A 15518-nucleotide genomic window follows, 5' to 3' on the forward strand; every position below is an offset into this window, starting at 1 on the left:
ACCGGCTCGGCAGCGCTCCGCCCGGCCGCTCCGGCGGGGGACCGGGCCGCCTGGGCGGCTTCTACCGCCGCGCGGCCGACGGGCGGGTCGAGCGGCTGCCGGCGAAGAACAACAACGTCGTGTTCCGGGCCGGCGAGGCGTTCATCGTCGAGACCACCGGCGGCGGCGGACTGGGCGACCCGCGGGAGCGCGACGTCGTCGCGGTCGCGCTGGACGTGGCGGACGGCCGGGTCACGGCCGCGGCGGCCGCGGCGGCCTACGGCGTCCGGCTGGCCGCGGACGGCACCGCCGAGCGTCTCTGACGCTTGAACAAACGACCAAGTGCGCCAGCTGGATATTGGCAGCCACGCGCACCACTGTTACCGTACCAACCAAACGCTTGTTCATAAGAGCGACGAGCAATGCCAGGAGGCGGCGATGACATCCCTGCGCGTGGGTCTGGGCTATGAGCTCGAGGTCCGGGGGCGCACCAGCGAAGTGGAGCAGCAGGCCTTCGAGAACCTCCTTGAACAAGGTGTCCTCGCCGACCGCCTCGGCTACGAGGCCCTCTGGATGGTCGAGCACCACTTCACCCGGGGCTTCTCCCACTCCGCCGCACCCGACCTGGTGCTGGCGGCGCTGTCCCGGCAGACCGAACGGCTCCGGCTCGGCCTCGGCGTGGTCCTGCTGCCCTTCTCCCACCCGATCCGCACCGCCGAGCGGGTCGCGACCCTCGACATCCTCAGCCGCGGCCGGGTCGAGTTCGGCACCGGGCGCGGCGCCTCACCGCTGGAGTACCAGGCGTTCGGCATGCCGTTCGAGCAGTCGCGCCAGCTGTGGGAGACCAACCTCGACATCGTGACGCGGATCTTCGAGGCCGACGGTGAGCCCGTCCACGCCGAGAGCGAGCACTGGCTGGTGCCGGACGTGGGCGTGTACCCGCGACCGGTGCAGAAGCCGCACCCGCCGATCTGGGTCGCCTCCACGAGCCTGGAGGGGTACCTGTCGGCCGCCCAGGGCGGCTACCACCTGCTCGGCATGACGATGCTCAAGGGGCTCGACGCGGTCGCCGAGGACATCGCCGCGTACAAGGCCGAGCTGGCCAAGCACGGCCACGACCCGGCCACCCGGCGGGTCGCGCTGATGATCCCGTGGCACGTCGCGCCGACCCGCGAGCAGGCGTACGCCAACGCGGCCGACGCCGTGCTGTGGTACATCCGCCGCCAGGTCAACCTGGTGACCCCGTCGGACTACATGGACGCGCGGCACGCGACCTACCGGGTGCTGGGTCAGCTGGCGGCCGGCCAGGCGCCGGAGGAGGCGATCGAGACCCTCCGCGAGCACCACATGATCGTCCTCGACGACGTGGCCGGCTCGCGCAAGGCCCTCGAACGCCTCGAGGCGGCCGGCATCACCGACCTCATCCTGCAATTCCAGGTCGGCGGCCTCGCCAACGAGCACGTCCTGTCGTCCATCTCGCTGTTCGCGAAGGAGGTGGCGGAGCTGTGACCTGGCTGTCTCGGGACACCGTTCCCGCCGGGACCGGCTTCCTGCGCCTCTCGCCGGCCGCCGATGTCGCCGTGCCGCTGTCGCCCGCGGACCTTGCCGCGACCGTCGAGCTGAGCAGGGAGACGTTCGCCGCGGCCGGCATCACCGCCGAGGACCGGGTCGTCGTGGCGCTCAACAGCGACGGTGATCTCGCCGGCGGGCTGCTGACCGAGGCACTGACGGGGCTCGCGGGTGCGACCGCTTCCGTCGGCCCGCGCGGGCGGATGCGCCTGCTGGCCGCACTGGAGGCCGTCGGCGCCACCACGCTCGTCATCACCCCGACCGGCGCGGCCGACCTGCTGGCCCGGCTGCACATGGAGTTCCTGGTCGACCCGCTCGACCTGGGGCTGCGGACGCTGGTCCTGGTCGGTGAGATCACCGACCAGCGCACCTGCCGCCACCTCGCCGCCGAGTTCGGCGCGCGGGTGATCGGCGTCTACGTCGACCCGGTCTTCGGCGCCGCGCTCGCCTGGCGCGACGCCACCGACGAGCGCAACCCGCTCGTGCCGGTCCGCGACGGGCTCCTGGCGCTCGCCGAGCTTTCGGAGGATGCGGTACTGGCGGCAGCGCCGGGCAAGTCGGCCGAGCTGGTCCTGACGCCGGGGTGGCACTCCACGCTCGGCGGGGCGACGATCCGCACCGGCGAGGTGGTCGACCTGGACGGTTCATCCGGCATCCCGGCGCCCACGCACACGGTCGGCGACCACGTCCTCATCCGCGGCCGGTGGCTGTCGCTGCCCCGGCTTCGGGCGGTGTTGTCGAAGATCGACGGCATCGCGCGATGGACGCTGGAGATCCGCCGGGACGGTACGCTCGACATCGCTACGCTGAAGGTCGCGTTCGCGCGGCCGTCGCTGCTGAAGAACCCCATGTGGCACGGGCGCGTCCGCCAGGCTCTCGCGGCCGTGACACCGGTGACGATCCAGGTCGAGGTGTTGCCCGAAGTGTCAGAGACCAGCGCGCCGCCGGTGATCGACGACCGCCGCGGCCACCACCTCGGCTCGGACCGCCATGGCCGCTGACGCGCTCCCGCCGATGCCGGAGTGGGAGACCCTGCCCCGCATGCTGCTGGACCGCGCCGAGCAGGCGCCGTCGGCGGTGGCCGTCGTCGACGGCGACGTCCGCCTGACCACCGCCGAGCTGCTGGCCTCGGCGGAGGCCTTCGCCGCCGGGCTCATCGGCCTGGGCGTCTCGCGCGGCGACCGGGTGGCGGTGTGGGCGCCGAACACCTGGCGCTGGGTGGTGGCCGCCCTGGGCATCTGGCACACCGGCGCCGTGATCGTGCCGGTCTCGACTCGAGCCAAGGCGATCGAGGCCGGCCAACTGCTCGACCGCACGGGGGCCAGGCTGCTGGTCGCCGCGGACGGCTTCCTCGGCGTCGACTACGTCGACCTGCTGGCGGCCGAGTACGGTCCGGCCGCCCCCGATCGCCCCTTCGAGCGGCTGCCGTCACTCCGCGACGTCCTGCTGCTGAGCTCCGCCGGCCTGGCCGGCGTCGCCGAGGTCTCCGTCCCGGTCGAGGAGGTGCGGCGCCGGGCGCTGGAGGTCCGGCCGGAGGACCCGATCGAGATCCTGGCCACCTCCGGCACCACGGGCGAGCCGAAGGGTGTCGTGCTGGCCGGCCCGCAGATCATGCGCGCCTACTGGGACTGGAGCGAGCTCGTCGGCCTGCGGGAGGGCGACCGCTACCCGGTCGTCAGCCCGTTCGCGCACGGCTTCGGCATCAACGCCGGCCTGCTGGCCTGCATCATCCGCGGCGCGCAGATCCACCCGATCGCGCTGTTCGACCCCGACACCGCGCTGGAGCTGGTCGAGCGCGAGCGTCTGACGCTCCTGGCCGGCCCGCCGGCGCTGTTCGACCGCCTGCTCTCCCGCCCGGACCTCCCGGACCGCGACATCACGAGCCTGCGCTCGGCGGTGGTCGGCGCCGCGGCCGTGCCGACCGAGCTGATCCACCGCATGCGCTCGGTGCTCGGCATCGAGCGCATCGTCAACGCGTACGGACTGATCGAGGGCTCGGTCGTCTCGATGACCCGCCCCGACGACCCGGACGAGGTGGTGGCCTCGACGGCCGGCCGCGCGGTCCCGGGCCAGGAGATCGCGGTGGTCGACGACACCGGCGCGGCGGTGCCGGCGGGCACCCCGGGCGAGGTGCTGGTCCGCGGATACGGGGTGATGCAGGGGTACTGGAAGGCCCCGGACCTGACCCGTGCGGCCGTCGACGCCGAGGGCTGGCTCCACACCGGCGACATCGGCGTGCTGGACGAGCGTGGCAACGTGCGCATCGTCGATCGCAAGAAGGAGATGTTCATCGTCGGCGGCTTCAACGCCTACCCCGCGGAGATCGAGAACCTGCTCGGCCGCCACCCGGGCATCGCGGCGGCCGCGGTCGTCGGCGTGCCGGACCCTTCGTCGGGCGAGGCGGGCTGCGCCTTCGTGGTCCCGCTGCCGGGGGCGGCGCTGACGCCGGCCGAGCTGATCGCGTGGTCCCGCGAGAAGATGTCGAACTACAAGGTCCCCCGCCACGTCCACGTCGTCGAATCGCTGCCGCTGACCGCGAACGGCAAGGTCGACAAGTCCGCGCTGCGCCGCCTCGCCACCCCCTGACCCTCGGGAGCGATCCACTTCGTGGGAGCGATCCCACGGGCGGTCGCGGCTCCGCTAGGGTCACGGCGTGCTGGCCGTCGTCTGGAGCGCTGTTCGTGCCCGCCGGGGTCCCGCGATCGTGATGGCGCTGCTGGTCGCGATCACCGCCGGGGGGCTCGGCGGGGCCGGCTGGTTCGCGAGCCGGGACACGGCGGCCGCGACGGCGGCGCTCGTCGCGGCCGCCCCGCCGGCGCAGCGGACGGTCGGCGTGCGCGGTGGCATCGCCCTGGGCGCCGACCCGGTCCAGGCCCTCGACCGCTTCCGCGCTACGACCGAGTCCACGGCCGGCATCCAGGTGGAGCGCGCGGTGGCCGGGGTGCAGCTGCCGGGGACGCTCGCCCTCGGCGACGGGGCCCGGATCGTGGCCGAGCTGCGGTATCGCGACGAGGCCTGCGCCAACCTGGTCCTCACCGGGGCATGCCCGGCCGGGGTCGGGGAGGTCGCGCTGCCGGCGGCGCTGGCCCGGCGGCTCGGCGCGGCCGTCGGCACGCGGCTGCTGCACCACAACGTCGTCGGCCGGGAGCCGCTCGCGCTGACCGTGGTCGCCACGTTCGAGCCACGGGACCCGCTCGGCTGGTGGTGGAGCGGGCTGCCGGCCGACATCGGCCTCACCACCCTCGACACGATCGCGGCGCCGGGGGTGCAGGTGTACGCGACGGACGACCTGCTGCTGCCGGTCGCGCAGTTCGCCCGCGCCGACGGCAACGCGGTGGCCACCGCCGTCGCGCGGCTCAAGCGCGAGTCGCTCGAGGTCACCTCGGGCGCCGAGACGCTGATCAAGGCCGTGGCCGCCCAGCGGTACGCGGTGGAGCACGGCATCACGGTCGCCGCCGTCCAGTTCGTCGCGGTCGGGTGGCTCGCGATCGGGGTCGCCGCCTGGTATGCGGCCGAGGCCCGGCGCGGCGACGCCGCCCGGATCGCGCTGCGCGGGGCCCGGCGCTGGCGGGTCGTCATCGCCACCTCCGGGCAGAGCGCGCTGCCCGCCGTCGCGGGGGCCGTCGCCGTGGCCGGGCTGCTGCCGCCGGAACTGCGGGCAGCGGCCGCCCTCGTGCTGCTGGGCGCGCTCGTGCTCATCGTCGCCGCCGACTGGCGGCTGACCCGGGTGCCGGTGCACCGGCTGCTGCGGTCCGCGCCGCCGCGCCGGGCCGCGCTCGCCGCCGCCGCGCTGGACGTGACCGTCATCGCCGTCGCGGGCGCGGGCGGATACCAGTCCGCGGTCACCGGCGACACGCCCGTGCGGGGGTACGGCCTGGAGCTGCTCACCCCCGTGCTGTTCGCCACGGCCGGGGCCGTGCTGCTGACCCGGCTGCTGCTCCCGCCGGCCGTCGCCGCGGGGCGGGCGGCCCTGGCCCGGGGCCGGCTGACCGGCGGGCTCACCGCGCTGTTCCTGGCGCGGCGCGCGTCGGCGTACCGCATCGTGCCGGTGCTCGCGGCGGCCGCCTGCGTCTGCGGGGTCGCCGCGCAGGACTGGGCCCGGGCCGACGCCGCCCGCCTGCACCGGGCCCAGGCCGAGATCGGCGCCGACCGGGTGCTCACCGTCGCGCCGGTCCCACGGGAGCGGCTCCTGGCCGCCGTCCGCGCCGCCGACCCGGAGGGCCGCCACGCGATGGCCGTCGTCGTGTCGGGCGCGTCCGGCCCCGGCCCCCGGCTCCTCGCCGTCGACTCGCGCCGGCTGCGGGCCGTCGCGGCGGTCGACCCGGGCCCGGCGGCCGACCGGCTGCATCCGCCCGCCCCGGCGCCGATCGCGGTCACCGGCACGGCGCTCACGCTGCGGGCGTCCGGCGGCGGGCCGGTGGCGCTGAGCCTGACGCTGGCCGTGGCCGGCACCGGGGAGAAGGTGCACGCGGACTTCGGGGCGATCGGGGCGGACCGGGAATATCACGCGCAGGCCCCCGCCTGCCGGGCCGGCTGCCGGCTCGTCGCGCTGGACCTGAGCGCCGACCCGGGCGCGGTCCTCGACCTCGTGGAGCTGCGCGCCGACGGCCGGGTCGCGATCGACGGGGCCGGGTTCGCCGATCCGGCGCGGTGGCGAACGGCCGTCGGCGACGCGGCCATGGGCGTGCAGCGGCTGCGCGGCGAGGGCCGGATGCGGCTGGCCGCCGTCGCGCCGGCCCGCCACGGACCGGCCGACCGGCGCATCTACGCCGTCGACGCCCCGGTGCCCCTGCCGGTCCTGGCCACGGCCGGCGCCCTGCGCGAGCCCGACCAGAGCGGCCTCGCCGAGCTGGCGGTGGCCGGCGTGGGGGTGCCCGTCCGGGCCTCGACCGCGGACGGGCTGCCGGCCCGGTCCGGCGGGGTGATCCTGACCGACCTGGAGTACGCCGACCGGCTCACCGCCGGGCTCGCCGAGCCGGCCCGCCCCGGCGACGTCTCCCAGGTGTGGCTGGCCGCCGGCGCACCGCCCGGCGTGCTGGACCGGCTCGCCGCGGCCGGCCTGACCGTCATCGGCGGCGACTCGGTCGCGGCCGCCCGCGACCGCCAGGCGCGCCTCGGCCCCGCCGCCGCCCTGCGCTTCCACCTGCTCGCCGCCGCGCTGGCCGTGCTGCTGGCGAGCGCCGCGCTGACCGTCGTGGCGGCGGTGCAGCGCCGCGACCGGCGGGCCGAGATCGAGGCCCTGCGCCGCCAGGGTGTCCCGGCCCGGTTGCTGCGGGCCGCGACGCTGTGGTCCGCGCTCGCACCCGGACTCCTCGCCCTGGCGATCGGGCTCACCGCCGCGGCGGCGGCCCGCTGGTTGTTGCGCGCGCCGGTGCGGCCGTTCGCCGACGCGTGGGTCGTCGACGAGCCGCCGGTGTCCGCACTCGCGCTGCTGACCGCGATCGCCGCCGCGGCGTTCTGCTTCGGCCTGGCCGCACTGGGCTCGGGACGGATCGGGGGACGGCGATGATCGTGCTCACCCTCGCGATGCTGCGGGCCCGCTGGCGCCAGGCCGTCGGGCTGTTCCTGCTCGCGGGCCTGGCCTGCGCCGGGGTCGCGCTCGCGCCGGTGTACCTGGCCCGGACCGAGGAGGGCATCGTCGCCGCCGAGGTGGCTGCCGCCCGCTCGGAGGAGCGCACGATGCTCGCCGCGGCCACGGTCGAGTCGAACAACGCCGGGACGATCGACGAGGGCTTCGAGCGCGATGGCGCCCGGCTGCTCGACGCGCCCGGCTACACCCGGGTCTTCTCGGCGTCGTTCGTGGCGCAGCCGGCCGAGCGGCCCGAGGTGTTCCTGGACGGGACCCGGCAGGTGACGTACCGCGACGACGTCTGCGAACACGTGACGCTCGTGTCGGGCCGGTGCCTCATGGGCCTGGGCGACGCCGTGCTCACCGAGGAGACCGCGCGGCGGGCCGGCGTCCGGCTCGGCGATCCGCTGGCGCTGGCCGCGTCCTCCTACAAGCCGGGCACGAGCACGTTCGTCCCGGCGGGCCTGCCCGGCTACCTGACCGTCGTCGGCATCGTGCGCCCGGTCGCCTCGCCCTACTGGGGCCGCGGCACCTCCGACGGTGTCGTGTACGTCGATCGGCGCACGCTCGACGGCTTCGAACGCCCGTCGGAGCTGCAGACGTTCGACGCGTTCCCGCAGCCCGGCGCGATCCGGGCCGCGACCCTGCCGCGGCTGCGGGCCTGGCTCGCGCAGGCCGAGGCCGGCACCGGCGGCGAGATCGGCAGCGGCCGGGCCGAGATCGGCCTCGGCGCGCTGCTCGACCGCATCGACGCGGCCCGCGCGGCGGCCCGGGAGCCGGTGCCGTTCGCGGCGGTGCCCGTGGCCCTGCTCGGCTGCGCCGTGCTCGTGTTCGCCGTCGCGACCGGCGCCCGGGCCGGCCGCTTCGAGCACGGCATCGTCGCGCTGCGCGGCGCCCGCCGGACCGGCCGCTGGTGGCTGGCGGCCGCCGAGCCCGCCGTCCCCGTCCTGGCGGGCGGCCTGACCGGCAGCCTGATCGCCGGGGCCGGGGTTCCGGCGGCGCTGGCGTACGGGACCGCGCTCGCCGCCGCCGCGGTGCTCGCCGGCGCGGTGGTGGCCGTCCGGGCGATCTCGGCGCCGCTGAGCGACCTGCTGCGGCGCGTGGACCGGCGGGGCGCCCGGTGGCGCTCGGCGACCTTCGACGTCATGGTCTGGCTGCTCGCCGCCGTGGCCGTGGCGCACTTCCACACGTCCGGCGACAGCGTCTACGGCGTGGCGCCCCTCGCCCCGGCGCTGCTCATGCTGGCCGTGGCGCTGCTCGCCGCGCGGGCCATGCCCGTGGTCGCCGCCGGCGTCGCGGCGTCCGCCCTGCACCGGGGCCGCCCGGTGGCCGCGCTCGCCGCCCTGCGCCTGGCCCGCCAGCCGTCCGGCCGCCGCCTGCTGACCGTGCTCGTGGTCGCGGTGGCGCTGCTGGGCTTCGCGACGACGGGCGTTGCGGTCGCCGCGGTGACCCAGGACGCGCGGGCGGACGCCGCGGTCGGCGCGAGCCGGGTGCTGAGCCTCGCACCCGTGACCCGCCAGCGGCTGCTCGCCGCCACCCGGGGCGCGGATTCGCAGGCCCGGCACGCGATGGCGGTCGTGCCGCTCACGGACGACCTCCTCGCGGTGGACGCGCCCCGCTTGCCCGCGGTGGCCGTGTGGCATCCGTCGTACGCCGAGGTCTCCCTGCCCGACCTGGCCCGCGCGCTCCACCCGAGCCCCGCCGCGCCGCCCGCCACCGTGCGCGGCGACACCGTGGCGTTCGACATCACCGCCGTCCGTCTCGACGGCCTGAGCCCGGACCTCACCGCCCGCCTGGCGCCGCTCGACGGCGCGCCGGGCATCGAGGTGCGCCTCGGCGCGCTCCAGCCCGGCCGCCGCGTGTACGCCGCGGCCGCCGCCTGTGCCGCCGGCTGCCGCCTCGCCGTCCTCCAGGTCCGCCTGCCCGCGACCGCCGGCCAGGCGGTCACCCTGACCCTGCACGCCCCGCCGGCCCGCGACTGGCGCGCGCCCCAGGACGGGACGGTCACCGCGGCCCCCGACGGCGTCACCTTCGCGCTGCGGGCCACCGGCCGCGCCGACGCCGGCCTGCTGCGCCCGGCCGGCGTGCCCGACCGGATCCCGGTGGTGTCGACGGGCCCTGCGCCGCCCCCGGTGCCGCCGGACATCTTCGACCCGGTGGCGCCGGTGGCCACCGCGCGTGCCCTGCCCCGCCTGGGCACGCACGGCGCACTGATCGACCTGGAGTACGCCGACCGGCTCGCCGTCGACTCGGGCCTGGCCGAGCACGCCGAGGTCTGGCTCGCGCCGGGCACCCCGCAGTCCGTCGTGGACGCGCTCGTCGCGGCGGGCCTCACCGTCACCGGCGAGCGGACCCTGGCCGGCGAGCGCGCGCTGCTGGGCCGCTCCGGCGGCGCGCTGGGCATGCGCTACGCGCTGCTGGCGGGGATCGCGGCCGTGGTGCTGGGCGCGGCGGCCCTCCTGGTGACCGCGCTCGGTGCCGGCACGGCCGGCTGGGCCGACCTGGTCGCGCTGCGCCGCCAGGGCGTCCCGGCGCGGGTGACCCGGCGCGTGGAGCCGGTCGCGACGCTGTCGCTCGTGGCCGTCGCCCTCGTCGCCGGGACGGCGGCGGCCGCGGTGGCGTGGTTCGCGATCGGCCGCTACCTGCCTGCGGTCGATCCCGCCGCCGTGCCGCCGTTCACCCCGATGCTGCTGGCGCTCGGCGGATCGGCGGTGGTGCTGGGCACGATCGCGCTGGTACGGCCCCGGTCGTAGGGTCCGCCGCCGCCGACGTCAGGCGAGCAGCGCCGGATTGGCGCCCGGCTGCACGTCCATGTCGAGGACGGCGGGGTTGCCGTCGAACCAGACCGCCGTGCCCCGCCTGGAGCTGATCAGCCAGCGGCCGTCCACCCGGGTCAGCTCGTCGTCGACCCAGCCGCCGATCAGGAACAGCGAGCGCGGAGCCAGGGCGTTGCGGCAGTGCTGGGCCTGGTAGTAGCTGTGCGCGGTCGCGCGGTCGCCGTCCACCTGGACCGTGACCGCGCTGAAGACGTGGTGGGTCGCGTCCAGTCCGGCCAGCACCACCTTGGCCTTGTCGCGGTAGTGGGCGGGAGTCGGGTATCGGCCCGCCACGCTCATCACGATGGCCGCGTCGGGCGTGAAGCAGGAGTCGAGCAGATCCCAGTTCCGGGTGTCGATGGCGATCGCGTAGCGGTACAGGAGTTGCTCGATCTCATGAACGTCGGTCACGACAAGCCCTCCAGCGGGGAGAAGACGGCGTGCAGGGGCGGGCGGCGGCCGGCGTCGCCCGACATGGTCAGCAGGAGGTCGGGGACCGTGTCGAAGCCGGCCACCGTGCGGGCGATGCGCTCGTACGGGAAACGGTGCTCGCCCAGCAGGCGCAGGGCCTGCGCCGGGGCGGACGTCGAGACGCCGCGGACGCCGGTCAGGCGCAGCTCGCGGGTCGTGATGAGGTCGGGGCGGCAGACCGCCGTCGCGTCGTCGCCGCGGCTGCCGGCGTAGACCACGCGCGCCCGCAGCGCGGCCAGCTCCATCGCCTGGCCGAAGGCGGCGGGAGCGTGGGCGGTGATGTCGACGACCACGTCGGCCAGGCGGCCCGCGGCCGAGCGCAGGGCCTCGACGGGGTCGTCGCGGGTCACGTCCACCGTCAGGTCGGCACCCATCGAGCGGGCCGTGGCCAGGCGCTCGGTGTCGTGCTCGCCGGCGCCGGTCACGAGGACGAACGCGGCGCCGGCCGCCTTCGCCGCGGCGGCCGCGCAGATGCCGCGGATGCCCGGGCCGAGGATCGCCACCACCTCGCCCGGCCGCAGGGCCGGCACCTCGACGGCCCACGTCACCGCGCCCGCGAGCGGGTTGAACAGGGTCGCCGACACCGGGTCGAGCGACGGCGGCACGCGGTGGACGACGGACTCCGGGGCCAGGTAGTGGTGGGTGGCGTAGCCGCCCCACAGGCTCGGCGGCACCGACGTGGGCACCATCCCGTACGAGGTCATCGGCCCGAAGCGGACGCAGTTGGCCAGGTCGCCGGCCGTGCAGCGCGCGCACGTGCGACAGGCGCGGCGGTTGCTCACCGCGACCCGGTCGCCCTCGGCCACGCCCCACCGGCGGGCCGCGGCCGGGCCGATGCGCTCGATGACGCCGACCGTCTCGTGGCCCGGGACGAAGCCGAGCGGCCAGCGCATCCGGCCCGTGAAGACCTCGTGGTCGCTGCCGCACATGCCGCAGGCCTCGACCCGCAGCAGCGCGTCGTCGTCGCCCAGCGCGGGCTCGGGGAACTCGCGGCGTTCGAGCCGGCCGTAGTCGGTCAGGACCAGCGCGGTCGCGGTCACCACGCGATGGCCTCGCCGCCCCAGGGGGTCAGGATGCCCTGGGTGTCCTTGAACCGCTCCGGCAGGTGCTCGACGTTCATCCAGGTGGCGTTGAGCCGGCCGAAGCCGATGGTGCGGGCGCAGCGCAGGCCGAGCTCGACGATCTCGCCCTCGTCGAAGTGCTCGCGCAGCTCGTCGTAGACGCGCTCGTCGATGCGCAGGTGGTCGGTCGCCAGCAGGTCGGCGAAGCGCAGCGCGGCCCGCTCGGCCGGGGTCAGGTCGGGCGCCTCGGCGGGCCGGGCGAGCGAGCAGACGAGGTCCTCGTCGACGCCGGCGTCGATGCCCGACTGGTACCGCACGGCCATGCAGCTGCGGCACTGGTTGTGGAACGCGAGCCGGATGCGGATCAGCTCGACCAGCCGGGGCGGGAGGGTGCCCTCGTCGGCGAGCGCCTGACGGTAGGCGTCGTTGACGGCGGCGGCGATCTTCGGGCGGTGGGCGAGGATCGAGGCATGGACCTGCTCGATCTGCTCGCGCTGGGTGGCGGTGGCCGGGTCGATGACGGCGTGGCCGGCCGCGGGTCGGATTCGGGCCATGGCGGGGTCCTTCCGTGGGTATCACTCAGTGATATAGGGTATCGAAGAACCAATGGGACCGACGGTAGAGAGGGCCGCTCGTGGCTGTCAAGACGATCGACGTGGTCAGCCGTGCCCTGGCGGTGCTGGAGCAGGTGTCGCTGCACCAGCCGGCCAGCCTGGGCGCGCTCGCGCGCGAGCTCGACCTCGACAAGAGCGCGGTGCAGCGCATCGTCGCCACGCTGCACGCGGACGGCTGGATCCGGCCCGACGCGGCCGGTCAGGGCGGCTGGACCCTGACCGGGCGGGCGCTGGCGGTGGGCGGCCGGTTCGCGGCGGGCGAGGACCTGCGGGCCCGGGCCCGGCGGGTGCTGCGCGAGGTGCACGCCGCGACGGGGGAGACGGTGTGGCTGGCCGTGGCCGACGGCGGCAGCCTCATCGTGGTGGACGAGATCGCCAGCACGCACGTGCTGCGGGTGACGTTCCCGATCGGCTACACGGGCCCGTTCGGCCCCGGCACGGCGGGCGGCGCGGCCATCCTGGCTCGGGAGGACGACGCCGAGCCGGACGCGCGCGTGGAGCAGGCGCGAAGCGACGGCTTCGCGGTCCAGATGTCCGGCGAGGTGCCGCTGTGGGCCGCCGCGGTCGCGCTGCCCCGCGAGCCGGGCGCGCTGCCCGCGGCGGTGGTGATCGGTGTGCCGCAGAGCCGGGGCGGCGAGCCCGAGCTGCGCCGCCTCGGCGCGGTCCTGGCCGAGGCCGTCCGGACGGTCTACGCCGGGGCGTGACCGAGCGGCCGGTCCTCGGTCCAGTCGACGATCAGGACCCGCTCGGCGAACCGCCAGCCCTCGCCGGTCTCGGCATACCGGTCCTGATAGCGGATCGACATCACGAACACGCGGTCGTCGTAGAGGTGGTAGGCCATGCAGTAGACCTCGCCGCGGTCGCCGTCGACGAGGTGGTTGCCGACGAAGTGGGTGGTCACCCGGTATCGGGACAGGGCCGCGATCCGCTCGGCGATCGCGGCCCGGCCGCGCACGTCCAGGTCGGGCTCCCGGGCGAGCCGCCCGTCCTGGGTGAACAGGGCGGCGACGCCGTCGGCATCCCGGCGGTCGCAGCCGCGGGCATACACAAGCGCCAACCGGCGCACCGCGTCAGAGTCCATGCTCGATCGCGATCCTCTCCATCTCGGCCCGGATCTGCGGCAGTCGCAGGGAGCGGCACGACAGCACAAGGCGATCGACGCCGGCAACCGTGGCGCGCCGGACGAACGAAGGGTCGGTCGCCGTCAGCGACACGGTCAACGTGACCTCGATCGCATCCGGGTCCCGCCCAGCCAACGTAGCGTGGTGGCGTACCACGCCGGTGAGCTCCGGCAACAGGGCGAGGTCGACGCCGAGCGGGTGGAACCCGTCGCCCAGCCGCCCGGCTCGCCGGGCCGCCGCCTCGCTGTGCCCCCCGACGTGGATCGGCACCCCGCCGGGCTGGACCGGCTTGGGGAAGCAGCGCGCGCCGCGGAAGGCGAAGAACTCGCCGGCGAAGTCGCTCGGGTCGCTGCTCCACAAGGCCCGCAGCACCCGGATCGCCTCGTCGGTGCGCCGTCCGCGCGAGGCGTAGTCGACGCCGAGCGCCGCCATCTCCTCGCGCATCCAGCCGACGCCGACCCCGATGCGCAGGCGGCCGCCGGACAGCACGTCCATCGTGGCGAGCCGCTTGGCCAGCTGTACCGGATGATGCTCCGGAAGGATCAGCACGCTGGTGGCCAGCCGGAGGCGCTCGGTGCACGCCGCGACGTGGCCGAGCACGGCGAGCGGATCCGGGAACGGGGTGTCGTCCGGCAGCCCGATGTCGCCGTCCGGTGTGTAGTGGTGCAGCCGTTCGTAGTCCGACACGACCACGATGTGCTCGGACAGGTACAGCGAGTCGAACCCGAGCCGGTCCGCGGTCTCGGCCAGTTCGGTCATGAACCGCGGATCGGCCGGGGCGCCGTTGTCGTACGGCGGGGCGACGGCGAACCTCATGCCGGCACCAGCCGCAGCGCCGTCTTCGGGCAGGCCTCGACCGCGCGGCGGGCGGCGTCGAGCCGCTCCGGCGGCACCACCGGCGTCAGGACGACCAGCTCGTCGTCCGTGTCGTCGAGGCGGAACAGGTCGGGGGCGGTCTCCGCGCAGGTGCCGTAGAGATCGCACCGGGCCCGGTCCACCTCAATCCCGCTCATCCCACTCCACCATCAGCCGCTCCAGGCCCCGGCCGGTCACGCTGCGCCGGTGGCGCACCTCCTGGCCGGGCGCGATGCGCAGGCTCGGCAGCCGGCTGGACAGCACCTCGATCGAGATGCTCATCTCCAGCCGGGTGAGGGCCGCGCCGACGCAGTGGTGGATGCCGTGGCCGAACGCCATGTGCTGGCCGGCGTTCGCGCGTGCGGGGTCGAACGTCTCCGGGTCGGCGAACACCGTCTCGTCGTGCCCGGCGGAGTCCTGGCTGACGAAGACGAACGACCCGGCCGGGATCGTCGCGCCGTGCAGCTCGATGTCGCGGGCCGCCCGGCGGAAGATGCCGGTCGCCGCGCCGTCGTAGCGCAGCGCCTCCTCGACGGCGCCGGGGATGCGCCGGGCGTCGGCGGCGACCTGCGGCCAGTGGCCGCCGTCGAGCAGCCGGTAGATCGAGCTGCCGACGCCGTTGGGCACGGTGTCGTTGCCGCCGAGCAGCAGGGCGCTGATCTGCTCGACCACGTCGAGGCGGTCCAGGCCCTGCGGGGTGCCGTCGACGAGCCGGCCCATGAGGCTGGCGAAGTCGTCGCGCGGCTCGGCGATGCGGTCGGTGATCAGCCCGTTCACGTACGCGAGGTAGTCGAGGAAGCTCTTCGCGAGCGTCCGCGAGATCGCCGGGTCGTGCCGGGCGAGGAACAGCTGGAACCAGGCGTGCACCCAGGCGTGGACCTGCGGCTCGTCCTCGCGGGGCAGGCCGATGAAGATGCCCATCAGCCGGGCCGGGGCGAACGTCGCGAAGTGGGCGACGAGGTCGGCCCGGCCGTCGGCGACGACCAGGTCGACCGACTCGTGCATCAGCTCGCGGTACCGGTCGCCGAGCTTGGCGACCGCGCGGGGCGTGAACGCCTTCGCCACCGCCTGGCGCAGCCGGGTGTGCGTCGGCGGGTCGACGTTGGCGACGAACCGGCCCAGGAACGCCTCCTGGGAGCCGAGCATCTCGCGGACGTCGTCCTCGAGGCGGTGGGCCGCGGTGAGGATGCCGTCCGACGAGAAGCGTTCGTTGTCGGCGAGGGCGGCGCGCACGTCGTCGTAGCGCGTGAGCACCCAGGCGCCGAGGTTGTCGCTGTAGAAGAGCGGCCGCGACTGTCGCAGGCGCCGCAGGAAGGGGTAGGGGTTGCTGACATGCCAGTCCGACGTGACGTCGTAGTCCTCGGCGGTGGCGGCGGCGGTCAGGGTCATTGACGACCTCACCTCAAGAGGGCTAAGTTGTCTCTCCTAGAGAGACGCCGTCTCTCTGTTGTGCCCGGAACGGT

The 15518-nt window shown here is 75.6% G+C and carries 14 protein-coding genes; 7 read left to right on the forward strand and 7 right to left on the reverse strand.

The window, feature by feature from the left end; all coding sequences use genetic code 11:
- From IEZ31_RS57710 to IEZ31_RS46920, 6 genes are all read left to right on the forward strand, one after another.
- Positions 1-302, forward strand: a 302-nt coding sequence (locus tag IEZ31_RS57710) for a hydantoinase B/oxoprolinase family protein (RefSeq protein WP_229836939.1), incomplete at its 5' end; no start/stop codon positions are given.
- Positions 303-417: 115 nt separating this feature from the next.
- The gene (locus IEZ31_RS46900; RefSeq protein ID WP_190256610.1) at positions 418-1488 is read left to right on the forward strand and encodes an LLM class flavin-dependent oxidoreductase; all 1071 of its coding nucleotides are present in this window, start codon (positions 418-420) and stop codon (positions 1486-1488) included.
- Positions 1485-2549 (forward strand): phenylacetate--CoA ligase family protein, encoded by a 1065-nt coding sequence (locus IEZ31_RS46905; RefSeq protein ID WP_190256611.1) that lies wholly within the window; start codon positions 1485-1487, stop codon positions 2547-2549. Before IEZ31_RS46900 ends, IEZ31_RS46905 begins: the two co-directional genes overlap by 4 nt.
- A complete protein-coding gene (locus tag IEZ31_RS46910) occupies positions 2539-4134 on the forward strand; it encodes an AMP-binding protein (protein WP_190256612.1) in 1596 nt (531 codons plus the stop codon). Before IEZ31_RS46905 ends, IEZ31_RS46910 begins: the two co-directional genes overlap by 11 nt.
- 67 nt (positions 4135-4201) lie before the next feature.
- Complete coding sequence (locus IEZ31_RS46915; RefSeq protein WP_190256613.1) at positions 4202-7057, forward strand: FtsX-like permease family protein; 2856 nt, start codon at positions 4202-4204, stop codon at positions 7055-7057.
- Entirely contained in the window at positions 7054-9870 is a 2817-nt protein-coding gene (locus IEZ31_RS46920; RefSeq protein WP_190256614.1) for a hypothetical protein, read from the forward strand. The genes IEZ31_RS46915 and IEZ31_RS46920 overlap by 4 nt, the downstream gene beginning before the upstream one ends.
- An 18-nt stretch (positions 9871-9888) precedes the next feature.
- Here IEZ31_RS46920 and IEZ31_RS46925 read toward each other — a convergent pair whose 3' ends face one another.
- Genes IEZ31_RS46925 through IEZ31_RS46935 form a run of 3 tightly spaced genes read right to left on the reverse strand, consistent with a single transcriptional unit; the run spans position 9889 to position 12019 of the window.
- The gene (locus tag IEZ31_RS46925; RefSeq protein ID WP_190256615.1) at positions 9889-10344 is read right to left on the reverse strand and encodes a nuclear transport factor 2 family protein; all 456 of its coding nucleotides are present in this window, start codon (positions 10342-10344) and stop codon (positions 9889-9891) included.
- On the reverse strand, positions 10341-11444 hold the full coding sequence (locus IEZ31_RS46930) for a zinc-dependent alcohol dehydrogenase (RefSeq protein WP_190256616.1): 1104 nt from the start codon (positions 11442-11444) through the stop codon (positions 10341-10343). Before IEZ31_RS46930 ends, IEZ31_RS46925 begins: the two co-directional genes overlap by 4 nt.
- Complete coding sequence (locus tag IEZ31_RS46935) at positions 11441-12019, reverse strand: carboxymuconolactone decarboxylase family protein (RefSeq protein WP_190256617.1); 579 nt, start codon at positions 12017-12019, stop codon at positions 11441-11443. Before IEZ31_RS46935 ends, IEZ31_RS46930 begins: the two co-directional genes overlap by 4 nt.
- A gap of 80 nt (positions 12020-12099) precedes the next feature.
- On the opposite strand from IEZ31_RS46935, the gene IEZ31_RS46940 reads away from it, so the two are divergent.
- Positions 12100-12783, forward strand: a complete 684-nt coding sequence (locus tag IEZ31_RS46940; RefSeq protein ID WP_190256618.1) for an IclR family transcriptional regulator — start codon at positions 12100-12102, stop codon at positions 12781-12783.
- Here IEZ31_RS46940 and IEZ31_RS46945 read toward each other — a convergent pair.
- From IEZ31_RS46945 to IEZ31_RS46960, 4 genes are read right to left on the reverse strand one after another with little or no spacing between them, the layout of a single operon-like run.
- The gene (locus IEZ31_RS46945) at positions 12768-13160 is read right to left on the reverse strand and encodes a nuclear transport factor 2 family protein (RefSeq protein ID WP_190256619.1); all 393 of its coding nucleotides are present in this window, start codon (positions 13158-13160) and stop codon (positions 12768-12770) included. The genes IEZ31_RS46940 and IEZ31_RS46945 overlap by 16 nt on opposite strands.
- Positions 13150-14016 (reverse strand): LLM class F420-dependent oxidoreductase, encoded by an 867-nt coding sequence (locus IEZ31_RS46950; RefSeq protein WP_190256620.1) that lies wholly within the window; start codon positions 14014-14016, stop codon positions 13150-13152. The genes IEZ31_RS46945 and IEZ31_RS46950 overlap by 11 nt, the downstream gene beginning before the upstream one ends.
- Positions 14013-14213 carry a ferredoxin gene (locus IEZ31_RS46955; protein ID WP_190256621.1) on the reverse strand — a complete coding sequence of 67 codons (201 nt, stop codon included), beginning with the start codon at positions 14211-14213 and terminating at the stop codon, positions 14013-14015. The genes IEZ31_RS46950 and IEZ31_RS46955 overlap by 4 nt, the downstream gene beginning before the upstream one ends.
- Complete coding sequence (locus IEZ31_RS46960; RefSeq protein ID WP_190256622.1) at positions 14200-15444, reverse strand: cytochrome P450; 1245 nt, start codon at positions 15442-15444, stop codon at positions 14200-14202. The genes IEZ31_RS46955 and IEZ31_RS46960 overlap by 14 nt, the downstream gene beginning before the upstream one ends.
- Positions 15445-15518 lie beyond the last annotated feature (74 nt).

Source organism: Dactylosporangium sucinum (assembly GCF_014647515.1).
Lineage (GTDB): Bacteria > Actinomycetota > Actinomycetes > Mycobacteriales > Micromonosporaceae > Dactylosporangium > Dactylosporangium sucinum.

Coding starts and splice junctions, on each gene's coding strand:
- IEZ31_RS46935 (WP_190256617.1), bottom strand. CDS start 12,019: ATGGCCCGAATCCGACCCGCGGCCGGCCACGCCGTCATCGACCCGGCC.
- IEZ31_RS46950 (WP_190256620.1), bottom strand. CDS start 14,016: ATGAGGTTCGCCGTCGCCCCGCCGTACGACAACGGCGCCCCGGCCGAT.
- IEZ31_RS46955 (WP_190256621.1), bottom strand. CDS start 14,213: ATGAGCGGGATTGAGGTGGACCGGGCCCGGTGCGATCTCTACGGCACC.
- IEZ31_RS46910 (WP_190256612.1), top strand. CDS start 2,539: ATGGCCGCTGACGCGCTCCCGCCGATGCCGGAGTGGGAGACCCTGCCC.
- IEZ31_RS46960 (WP_190256622.1), bottom strand. CDS start 15,444: ATGACCCTGACCGCCGCCGCCACCGCCGAGGACTACGACGTCACGTCG.
- IEZ31_RS46945 (WP_190256619.1), bottom strand. CDS start 13,160: ATGGACTCTGACGCGGTGCGCCGGTTGGCGCTTGTGTATGCCCGCGGC.
- IEZ31_RS46900 (WP_190256610.1), top strand. CDS start 418: ATGACATCCCTGCGCGTGGGTCTGGGCTATGAGCTCGAGGTCCGGGGG.
- IEZ31_RS46920 (WP_190256614.1), top strand. CDS start 7,054: ATGATCGTGCTCACCCTCGCGATGCTGCGGGCCCGCTGGCGCCAGGCC.